Origin of the sequence: Halomonas sp., from assembly GCF_041689495.1 — a bacterium.
GTDB lineage: Bacteria > Pseudomonadota > Gammaproteobacteria > Pseudomonadales > Halomonadaceae > Halomonas.
The window spans coordinates 1-10,075 of record NZ_JBDNGD010000506.1 but is presented as its reverse complement, the minus strand read 5'-3'; the positions used below and the strand labels follow the sequence as shown (position 1 = coordinate 10,075).

The 10,075-nt window shown below is 64.5% G+C and carries 10 protein-coding genes; 9 read left to right on the top strand and 1 reads right to left on the bottom strand.

Annotation, left to right across the window (positions count from 1 at the left end):
• The 6 genes from lepB to acpS form a co-directional block, all read left to right on the top strand.
• The coding region (gene lepB, locus ACESMD_RS15065) for a signal peptidase I (RefSeq protein ID WP_372614574.1) at positions 1-412 on the top strand (412 nt) is incomplete at its 5' end.
• 31 nt (positions 413-443) lie between these two features.
• A complete protein-coding gene (gene rnc, locus ACESMD_RS15060; protein ID WP_372614572.1) occupies positions 444-1,133 on the top strand; it encodes a ribonuclease III in 690 nt (229 codons plus the stop codon).
• On the top strand, positions 1,130-2,029 hold the full coding sequence (gene era, locus ACESMD_RS15055; RefSeq protein WP_372614570.1) for a GTPase Era: 900 nt from the start codon (positions 1,130-1,132) through the stop codon (positions 2,027-2,029). Before rnc ends, era begins: the two co-directional genes overlap by 4 nt.
• 72 nt (positions 2,030-2,101) lie before the next feature.
• Positions 2,102-2,803 carry a DNA repair protein RecO gene (gene recO, locus ACESMD_RS15050; RefSeq protein WP_372614568.1) on the top strand — a complete coding sequence of 234 codons (702 nt, stop codon included), beginning with the start codon at positions 2,102-2,104 and terminating at the stop codon, positions 2,801-2,803.
• Positions 2,804-2,857: 54 nt separating this feature from the next.
• Positions 2,858-3,670, top strand: a complete 813-nt coding sequence (pdxJ, locus tag ACESMD_RS15045) for a pyridoxine 5'-phosphate synthase (RefSeq protein ID WP_372614566.1) — start codon at positions 2,858-2,860, stop codon at positions 3,668-3,670.
• Positions 3,667-4,044, top strand: a complete 378-nt coding sequence (gene acpS / locus ACESMD_RS15040) for a holo-ACP synthase (protein WP_372614564.1) — start codon at positions 3,667-3,669, stop codon at positions 4,042-4,044. Before pdxJ ends, acpS begins: the two co-directional genes overlap by 4 nt.
• Here acpS and ACESMD_RS15035 read toward each other — a convergent pair.
• Positions 3,984-6,725, bottom strand: a complete 2,742-nt coding sequence (locus ACESMD_RS15035; RefSeq protein WP_372614562.1) for an ATP-binding protein — start codon at positions 6,723-6,725, stop codon at positions 3,984-3,986. The two genes, acpS and ACESMD_RS15035, sit on opposite strands and share 61 nt — an antisense overlap.
• A gap of 115 nt (positions 6,726-6,840) precedes the next feature.
• Between ACESMD_RS15035 and cysM the strand changes: the two genes are divergently transcribed.
• From cysM to ACESMD_RS15020, 3 genes are all read left to right on the top strand, one after another.
• On the top strand, positions 6,841-7,737 hold the full coding sequence (gene cysM, locus ACESMD_RS15030; protein ID WP_372614560.1) for a cysteine synthase CysM: 897 nt from the start codon (positions 6,841-6,843) through the stop codon (positions 7,735-7,737).
• 1 nt (position 7,738) lies between these two features.
• Complete coding sequence (locus tag ACESMD_RS15025) at positions 7,739-9,169, top strand: TRAM domain-containing protein (protein WP_372614558.1); 1,431 nt, start codon at positions 7,739-7,741, stop codon at positions 9,167-9,169.
• Positions 9,162-10,075, top strand: a 914-nt coding sequence (locus ACESMD_RS15020; RefSeq protein ID WP_372614556.1) for an HD domain-containing protein, incomplete at its 3' end; no start/stop codon positions are given. The genes ACESMD_RS15025 and ACESMD_RS15020, both read left to right, overlap by 8 nt.

Here is a 10,075-nt window from a genome sequence, read left to right as displayed (position 1 = left end):
CTTCCGCTTTCCCAATGAGCCGGCGGTCAATTTCATCAAGCGTGTGGTGGGTTTGCCCGGCGATCGCATTCGCTACGAGGGCAAGCAACTCTATGTCAATGGTCAGGCCGTGCCCAAGTCACTCCTCGCAGAGGGATCCGACGGCGCTCCCAACCAGCTGTTGCTGGAAGAGCGCATGGGAGAGCTCGAGCACCGCATCTACAATAATCCACGCGACCCCGGCCCGCAGATGCGTGAACTGGTGGTGCCGGAAGGCCATTACTTCACCATGGGCGACAATCGCGACCATTCCAATGACAGCCGTTACTGGGGCTTCGTGCCGGAAGAGAACATCGTCGGTCAGGCCTTCGCCGTCTGGATGCACTGGAATGGCGGCCTGCCGAGTTTCACCAGCATGAGGCGTATCCGTTGAGTCGCCCCTCTATCCAATCGTCAGGAACATCGTGAGCAACCCCCTCAATATCTTCAGTCGGCGCCTTGGCCATCACTTCGCTGACCCTGCTCTTCTCGAACTGGCCTTGACCCACCGCAGCGTCGGCGGCGATAACAATGAGCGCCTGGAATTCCTCGGCGACTCCATCGTCAACTTCGTCATCGCCGAGGCCCTCTTCCAGCGGTTCCCCGCCGCGCGGGAGGGCCAGCTTTCCCGCCTGCGTGCTCGGCTCGTCAAGGGACAGACCCTGGCCGAACTGGCCCGGGAAATGCAGTTCGGTGATTACCTGAGCCTGGGCTCCGGCGAGATGAAGAGCGGTGGCCATCGGCGTGAATCCATTCTGGCGGATGCGGTGGAGGCGGTGATCGGTGCCATCTACCTGGATGCCGGCATGGAAACGGTTCGGGTCCGGGTACTGGCTTGGTATGCGGCCAGGCTCGAGGCGATCAGTCTTCAGGACACCCAGAAGGATCCCAAGACGCGGCTGCAGGAGTTGCTGCAATCCCGCCAGTTGCCCTTGCCCCGCTATGAGGTGGTCGCGGTGGAGGGCGAGGCTCACGACCAGACCTTTACCGTGGAATGCCACACTGAATTCCTCGATGGCCATACCACCGGCATCGGCTCGAGTCGTCGCCATGCCGAGCAGCAGGCGGCCACCCAGGCCCTGACCAGGCTCGAACCCCATGGAGCCCGCCCATGACCCAGACCTGTGGTTTCGTGGCCATCATCGGTCGGCCCAATGTCGGGAAATCCACGCTGATGAATCGTATCCTCGGTCAGAAGATCTCGATCACCTCGCGTCGTCCCCAGACCACGCGCCACCAGGTGACGGGGATCAAGACCGAGGGGGATGCCCAGTTCGTCTATGTTGACACGCCGGGAATCCATATCCAGTCCCGTGATCGCAACAAGGCGATCAACCGCTTCATGAACCAGACGGCGACCCAGGCCCTGCGCGATGTGGACTGTGTGGTCTTCATCATCGATCGCACGCGGTGGACGGAAGAGGATCAGGTGGTGCTGCAGCGTCTCGAGCACGTCAAGGCGCCGGTCATCCTGGCCGTCAACAAGGTCGATCGGCTCCAGGAAAAGGTCAGCCTATTGCCCTGGCTGGGGGAGGTGGGCGCCCGCCGTGACTTCGCGGCCATCGTGCCGATCTCCGCCAAGCATGGCAGCAATGTTCCCGAACTCGAGGCCGAGGTGGGTCGTCACCTGCCGGAAAGTGTTCACTACTTCCCCGATGACCAGGTCACCGACAAGAGCCAGCGCTTCCTTGCCGCCGAGCTGGTGCGCGAGAAGGTCATGCGCCAGCTGGGTGATGAGCTGCCCTATCAGATGACCGTGGAGATCGAGGAATTTAGCGACGAGGGCAGGGTGGTGCACATCAGCGCCCTGATCCTGGTGGAACGGTCGGGACAGAAGAAGATCCTGATCGGCGAGAATGGCGAGCGGATCAAGAGCATCGGCCGTGAGGCGCGTCTGGACATGGAACGTGCCCTGGGCACCAAGGTGATGCTCAATCTCTGGGTCAAGGTCAAGCGCGGCTGGTCCGATGACGAACGGGCGCTGAAGAGTCTGGGTTACAACTTGGACTGAGCGCCTGGCGCCTGGCGCCTAGCGCCAAGAGGCCCTGTCGCTTGTTACTGGCCGAATAGGTGGATGACCCCGATGGTTCCCGACCCTGCCTTCCTGCTACACAAGCGTCCCTATCGCGAGACCAGCGCCCTGGTCGAGCTTCTGACCCTCGATCATGGCCGGGTCAGGGCGGTGGCTCAGGGCATCCAGCGACCCAGTAGCCGCTCTCGCGGACGCTTGCAGCCCTTCGCCCCTCTCCATGTGACCTGGGTCGGAGAAGGCGAGCTCAAGCGCCTGCGCCTGATGGAGAGCCGGAGCTCCGCGGCGCTGCTGGCCGGGGAGGGCCTGTTGTGCGGTCTCTATGCCAATGAATTGCTGACCCGAGTGCTGCCGGTGGAACTGCCGGTGGCCGATGTCTTCGCCTTCTATACGGCGCTGCTGGAGGCCCTGCCGCGACCCGAAGGCCGGGCCGCGGGGCTGAGGCGACTCGAACGTGCCCTGCTTGATGCCGTCGAGGCGCTGCCGCGTTTCACCGACCCCGAGGGCGGTGAGCTGGACCCTGAACAACGCTATTGCTACGTGGCCGCGGATCGGGCCTTTGTGCCCGGTCAGCCGGGGCTCGATGGCCGCACCCTGCGCCTGCTTGCCGGACACGACTGGGGCGAGCCCGGCCTGGCCGGCCCGGCCAAGGCGGTGACCCGGGCGGCCCTTGCCCCCTTGCTGGGCAGCCGGCCGTTGCGCTCTCGGGAATTGATGCGCCAGCTTGCCGAAAAGCGTCGATCCAACGCATCCTGAGGCTGGCGCATCATTACGCCTCCTGCCCATTAATGACAGTTGTGGAGATCCTTCATGCACCCCTCGCGTATCCTGCTCGGCGTCAATATCGATCACATTGCCACCCTGCGCCGTGCCCGGGGGACCCGCTATCCCGATCCTGCCCAGGCGGCGTTGCTGGCCGAGGAGGCCGGAGCCGATGGCATCACGGTTCACCTTCGTGAGGACCGTCGCCATATCCAGGATCGCGATGTCCATCTGCTGGCGGAGATCATCACCACCCGCATGAATCTGGAGATGGCGGTGACCGAGGAAATGATCGTCCTGGCCGAGAAGGTCCGCCCGGCCCACGTCTGTCTGGTGCCCGAGAAACGCGAGGAATTGACCACCGAGGGCGGCCTCGATGTGGTCGGCGGTGCCGAGGCGATATCCATGGCCTGTCGACGCCTGAGTAGTGCTGGCTGCGAGGTTTCGCTGTTCATTGACCCTGAGCCGGCCCAGATCGAGGCGGCGGCCAGGGCCGGTGCGCCGGTGATCGAACTGCATGCCGGGGCCTATGCCGAGGCGACGGGGGGGGCCGCCCGTCGAGAGCACTCGCGGCTCTCCGCCGCAGCCGAGATGGCGCTGGACCTGGGGTTGATCGTCAATGCCGGGCATGGTCTGCATTACCACAACGTCGAGGCCATTGCCGCGATACCCGGTCTCCATGAGCTCAACATCGGTCATTCGATCATCGCTCGGGCGCTCTTCGTGGGCCTCAAGGAAGCGGTGGCGGAGATGAAGCGCCTGGTGATCGCCGGCCAGGAGGCGGGTCTGCTGGCGTCCCTCGACGAACACGACCATGATCATGACCACGTTGCCCATGACGGTCATGGCGACCATCCATGATCATCGGGATCGGTACCGATCTGGTCCGGGTGGCACGTATCGAGGCGGCGATGCAGCGACACGGGCCACGATTCGCTCGGCGGCTGCTGGGCGAGCAGGAAGTTGATCGGTTCCACCAGGGCCCCTTTCCGGCGGCCTATCTGGCCAAGCGTTTTGCCGCCAAGGAAGCCTTCGTCAAGGCGCTGGGTACCGGGATCAGGAAAGGCATGCGCTGGACGGAGATCCAGGTGGTCAACGATGCAATGGGTCGGCCTTCACTGGTGCTGGCGGGCAGGGCCTGGGAGCTTTCTGTCCACGCTGGGGTCAGGGTTCATCATCTGTCGTTGACCGACGAGGTGGACCTGGCCCTGGCCTTCGTCGTACTCGAGGACTGACGGGCCTGCCAGTCGATCACTGCGCTCATGGCGTCAAAGAGGTCGTCGACCAGTGGCAGCACGGCCTCGCGCCCCCGTGAACGCAGCCGTGTTTCCAGGGTCTCGGCCAGCAGCCCCAGCCGCGGGGTGCCGCAGTAGCGACAGGCCCCGTTCAGGGCATGGATGGCATCCAGCAGCCCCTCGTCGTCATGGGTCTCCAGGGCCCGTTGGATGGCCGTCCTCGTTTCGGGCAGCGTTTCGGCCAGGCGTTCCACGAGTTCCCGGGCCAGGTCGTCGCGTCCCCCGGCGGGTTGGGTGCCCAGGGTCAGGTCGACCACTGCCAGCTCACCATCCTCGTGTTTGTCGACGGTAGTCGATTCCGGTGTCGTGCCGGGCACGAGGCTGTCCTGCCGGGCGGGGAGTTTCAGGTGGCGATGCAGTAGATCCTCCAGGTGCCAGGCATCCAGCGGCTTGATCAGTATCTCGTCCAGGCCATTGGCCAGCAACCGATGGCGCTCGCCCTCGAGGGCGTGAGCGGTCACGGCGATGATCGGCACGTCATGCCAGGCACCTTCCAGTCGGCGTAGCGCCCGAGTGGCCTCCACGCCGTCCATGCCGGACATCCGAATATCCATCAGAACCAGGTCGTAGTCCTGGGTCTGGGCCATGGCCAGGGATTCCTCGCCGCTGGCGGCAGACTGAACCAGAAGGCCGGGGCGCTGGATGAGCTCCTCGAGAAGCAAGCGATTGGTCTCGGCGTCGTCCACGACCAGGATGTGCTGAGATCCTTGAGCCTCCCGGTCATCCTCTTCCGGCAGCAGGGGGGTGGCTTGAGCGTTCAACAGGGTGCGGAGGGTCTCGATCAGCACGGCTCGCGAGACTGGCTTGCTGAGAACCTGGCCACCCCGCGGCAGGGCAATCGAGGGCAGGTCCATGGGGCTGGCATTCACGAGCAGCAGGGTGGGACAGTCCAAGGCGGCGAGACGCTGCGCCCAGGTAGCCATTTCCTGGTCATCGAGTTGACCGCTGGCCAGGCCTGCGACGAACAGGGTGGGCGATGCTTCCCTGGCCTGGGAGGCGTCGGCATCCACAACCCGAGCTCCCGAGCGACCGAGCAGATGAGCCAGGGCGCGATGCGTGGCGGGATGCGGCTCTTCGAGGAGGATGATCTCATTGGTGAGGAGCAACTCCACGGGGCGCTCCTGGTCTTCGTCGCCACCCAGAGGGAGGGTCAGGGTAAAGGTCGATCCCCTGTCAAGCTGGCTTTCTACCTCGATGGTGCCGCCCATCTGCTCCAGCAGTTGTCGGCAGATGGTCAGGCCGAGGCCGGTACCACCGAATTCTCGAGGATGACTGGGTGCGCCCTGTCGGAAGGCCTGGAAGAGGCGCTGACAGTTTTCCCGGGACAGGCCGATGCCGGTGTCGCTGACGCTGATCCTGAGGGTGACGCGCCCCGGCTCGGCCTGTTCCACCATCACCCTGACGATGACCTCGCCGCTTTCGGTGAACTTGATGGCATTGTTCACCAGATTGGTCAGGACTTGTCGGATGCGTAGCGGATCGCCGTTCAGGGTGGTGGGTACGTCGTCGTAGACCCGCCCGAGGAGGTGGAGCCCCTTGGAATGAGCATCAGGCGCCTGAAGCCCCAATACCTCATCCACCAGGGCCACCATGTCGACGGGCAGGTGTTCGAGTTCCAGGCGTCCGGCCTCGAGCTTGGAGAAGTCGAGCACGTCGTTGACCAGCATCAGGAGGTTGTCACAGGCGCGATGCACATGGTCGAGCCATTCGCGCTGGCGCTCCTCGAGTCGCGAACGGCCGAGCAGGCGACAAAAACCGATGATGCCATTCAGGGGCGTGCGGATCTCGTGGCTCATGTTGGCGAGGAATTCCGACTTCACCCGATTGGCCTGGAGGGCGCGGCGATGGGCCATGTCCAACTCAATATTCTGGACTTCGATGGTTTCCATCGATTCCTGGAGCTCGGCCGTGGTCTGCTCGATCTGCCGCTGAACGTCCTGGCGCGATTGCGCGAACTGTTCGGAGAGCTGATTGACCCTGCGCGTCAGGCCCGCCAGCTCCGTGATGGAGGAAACGTCCAGCGGTGGCGGGCAGTCGCCATTGGCCAGGCGCGCCAGGGCCCGGTCCGCTGCCTGTATGGGCTGGGTCAGGCGTCTGCTGGTGGAATAGGCGATCAGCCAGAGAAAGAGCCCGATGATCAGCAGGCCCAGGCCAGCCGTGGCGAGGCGACGGTAGTGATCCAGCGCCAGGGGCATGGCATCGATGTCCATCACCAGCCATCCCGCCGTATCTTCCCCCGGAGCCTGCCCCATCAGGGGGGTCTGCAGGCGCCACTGATGGCCATCGCGAAACAGGCCGCCCCGAGCCGGCTCTGCATCCGGGATATCACGCAGGCGGCCCAGCTCCACCAGGGTGTCACCGTCCGCCCCCCGGATCGCCACGGCGCGTATCTCCTCCTGATCGAGCAGGCGACCCCCAATCCGCGACAGGCTGTCGTTGTCCGTCCCCTGAAGCGCCGCTTCCAATTCGGGAGCCAGCAGGTCGGCGGCCAGGGCAAGTCGTTCCTGCAGGGCCTGCCGCCGATCCTGTGATTCCAGCTGCAGGCCGATGCCGGCCACCACCGCCAGCAACACCAGCGGCAGCCCCAGCAGTACCATCAGCAGACGGTTATTCAACGTCATCGGCGAACCCTTCTGATCGATTGCGGGTCAGTATGCCACAGGGAGCGACGATGCCTGTCCACCCCGCAGCGGCATCGATATAATGGCCGGGAGTCGCTACCAGAAGGAAGGATGCATGCAGTTTTCCACCATCGAGGATGTCGTCGGCAATACGCCCCTGGTGCGCCTAAAGCGCATCACTGCCGGCCGCGACAACACCCTGCTGGCCAAGCTGGAGGGCAATAACCCGGCCGGTTCGGTGAAGGACCGGCCGGCGCTCTCCATGTTGTCCCAGGCCGAGGCGCGCAGTGAGATTGCCCCCGGCGACACCCTGATCGAGGCGACGTCCGGCAATACCGGGATCGCCCTGGCGATGGCCGCTGCCATCAAGGGGTATCGAATGGTGTTGATCATGCCCGAGAGTGCGTCCGAAGAGCGCAAGCAGGCCATGGGTGCCTTCGGCGCTCGTCTGATCAGTGTCAGCAAGCAGGGCGGCATGGAGGAGGCCCGCGATGTCGCCGAGTCGATGATCGCCCGTGAGGAAGGCAAGCCGTTGAATCAGTTCGCGAACCCGGACAATCCCCTGGCTCATTATTCCGGCACCGGTCCGGAGATCTGGGAACAGACGGCGGGGACGGTGACGCACTTCATCAGCTCCATGGGGACCACCGGCACCATCATGGGGGTCTCGAGGTATCTCAAGGAGCGCAATCCCGAGGTGCAGATCATCGGTCTGCAGCCCGAGGACGGGGCGAGCATCGCCGGGATACGTCGCTGGCCCGAGCAATACCTGCCGAGCATCTTCGAGCCTGCCCGGGTGGATCGGGTCCTCGACATCGGTCAGCACGAGGCCGAGGAACACATGCGTCGCCTGGCCAGGGAAGAGGGCATCTTTGCCGGCGTCTCCTCCGGTGGCGCACTTTCCGGCGCCCTGCGTATCGCCTCGGAGGTCGAGAACGCGGTGATTGCTTTCATCGTCTGCGACCGTGGCGATCGTTACCTCTCCACCGGCCTCTTCGCCCCGGAGCTTTGACATGGCCATGCTGGGCAAGCGTCGCCCGTCCCGGGTTCGTAGCGGTGTGTCCGGCCTCCAGGGTCGCCGGACGCCCCGTGACGCTCCGCATGCCGGGGCGGAGGAGACGACTTCCCGGGTCATCGAACGACTGGCCCATGACGGCCGGGGCGTAGCGCATCACCCCGACGGCAAGGCGCTCTTCGTCGAGGGTGGCCTCCCGGGGGAGCGGCTCGAGGTAGCCATTCACCGGGCGCACAAGCGCTATGACGAGGCGCACATCCGGGAACTGTTCGAAGCGTCTCCGGAACGGGTGGCGCCGCCCTGTGGCCATTTCGCCCACTGTGGGGGTTGCGACCTCCAGCACCTGGATGTCGAGGCCCAGCGCCGCCACAAGCCAGGAGTGCTGGTCGAGCTGCTGACCCGCCAGGAAATCGAGTCGCCGTCTCCCGTCCTGTTGGCCGGGTCTCCCGATGCCTATCGCCGCAAGGCTCGCCTGGGAGTCAGGGTCGATGCCGAGGGTGAGGTACATCTCGGCTTTCGTGCCCGGCACAGCCATCGTCTGGTGGATATCACCGATTGCACCGTTCTGATGCGGCCACTCAATGCGCTGCTGCTTCCCCTGCGCGATTTCCTCGCCTCCCTGGAAGCGCCCCGCCAGGTGGGGCATCTGGAGCTGCTCGACAGCGATCAGGGCGCCATACTGGTCGTTCGTCAGTTGCGTGACCATTCGGCGGACAGTCGACGCTGGCGACTCTTCGCCGAGTCCCATGGCCTGCACCTGGCGCAGTGGCGGGGTCGTGACTCGCCCCGCCTCGAGTGGTTGACGCCGGTACCGTCGCTGAGTTGCCGAGTGCCGGGTCCGCAGGGTGATCTGACCCTGGGCTTTGCCCCCGGTGACTTCCTGCAGGCCAATGCCGAGGTCAATCGCCGGATGATCGAGACCGCCCTGAATTGGCTGGGCGATGCCCGCGGGCGACGAATGCTTGACCTCTATGCCGGCGTGGGGAATTTCAGCCTGCCACTGGCGGCCGCCGGGGCCGATGTCACGGCGGTGGAAGGAGCGTCGGCCATGGTCGACCGCCTGGTCGACAATGCCCGACGCAATGGCCTGACTCTCAGGGCGCAACAGGCCGATCTAGCTTCGGATGGCGTGGTCGCGTCGGTGCTCGACGCCTCTCGGCCGGACTGGGTCCTGCTGGATCCGCCCCGCGATGGGGCCGAGCGAGCCTGCCGGGCCCTCGCCGCGCGCCCTGTCGCCAGGGTGCTCTATGTGTCATGTGACCCGGCGACCCTGGCGCGGGATGCGGCACATCTTGTGCGTGGTGGTTATCGTCTCTCGCGAGCCTGTGTTGCCGACATGTTCACCCACACTTCTCACCTGGAAGCTATGCTGTTGTTCGAGCATCCACGGACGGAGCGACAGCCGCAAGGAGTGTCAGCCGATGGTTAAAGTCCGTGAAGACCAGCCCCTCACCGAGGATGGCTGGATCGATATCGATCCTTGGATCGCCCGTCTCCAGGAGGACGTCAAGCTTTCCCACCCGGCGCAATTGAAGGCAGCCTGTGCATTGGCCGAGCGTCTGGAACTCGAGTCCGGCCGTGCCCATCGCCCCTGGTCGGAGAATGCCTCGAGTTTTCGCATGGGCCTGGAAATGGCCGATATCCTCAGCGAACTCCGGCTCGATCAGACCACCCTGGTCTCCGCCGTGCTCTATCGTGCCGTGCGTGAAGGCTTGATCGAACTCGAGGCGGTGGGCAACCGCTTCGGTGAGGAAGTCGCCCGCCTCATCGGTGGCGTGCTGCAGATGGCGGCGATCAGCACGTCACAGTTACCCAGTCATGGTATGAACCAGCATGACCAGCAAGACAACCTGCGCAAGATGCTGGTGACCTTGATCGACGACGTTCGGGTGGCCCTGATCAAGATCGCCGAACGCACCTGTGCCCTGCGCCAGGTCAAGGACGCACCCCTGGAGAAGCGGCAGCGCGTCGCCCGGGAAGTCTTCGATATCTATGCCCCCCTGGCCCATCGCCTGGGTATCGGCCAGCTGAAGTGGGAACTCGAGGACCTCTCCTTCCGTTACCTCCATGAGGACGACTACAAGGCCATCGCCGCGCAACTGGCCGAGAAGCGAGTCGATCGGGATAGGTATATTCACGAGGTGGTCGAGACTCTCAAGGGCCTGCTGCGATCCCAGGGAATCTCCCGCTTCGACGTCGATGGCCGGGCCAAGCATATCTACTCGATCTGGCGAAAGATGAAACGCAAGCACATCGATTTTTCCCAGGTCCACGATGTACGGGCGGTACGCATCCTGGTCCCCGAAGTGTCGGATTGCTATACCGTCCTGGGCCT

Excerpts from the sequence above, each read along its gene's own strand:
- era (WP_372614570.1), top strand. The coding sequence starts at position 1,130 with ATGACCCAGACCTGTGGTTTCGTGGCCATCATCGGTCGGCCCAATGTC.
- recO (WP_372614568.1), top strand. The coding sequence starts at position 2,102 with ATGGTTCCCGACCCTGCCTTCCTGCTACACAAGCGTCCCTATCGCGAG.
- pdxJ (WP_372614566.1), top strand. The coding sequence starts at position 2,858 with ATGCACCCCTCGCGTATCCTGCTCGGCGTCAATATCGATCACATTGCC.
- acpS (WP_372614564.1), top strand. The coding sequence starts at position 3,667 with ATGATCATCGGGATCGGTACCGATCTGGTCCGGGTGGCACGTATCGAG.
- ACESMD_RS15035 (WP_372614562.1), bottom strand. The coding sequence starts at position 6,725 with ATGACGTTGAATAACCGTCTGCTGATGGTACTGCTGGGGCTGCCGCTG.
- cysM (WP_372614560.1), top strand. The coding sequence starts at position 6,841 with ATGCAGTTTTCCACCATCGAGGATGTCGTCGGCAATACGCCCCTGGTG.
- ACESMD_RS15025 (WP_372614558.1), top strand. The coding sequence starts at position 7,739 with ATGGCCATGCTGGGCAAGCGTCGCCCGTCCCGGGTTCGTAGCGGTGTG.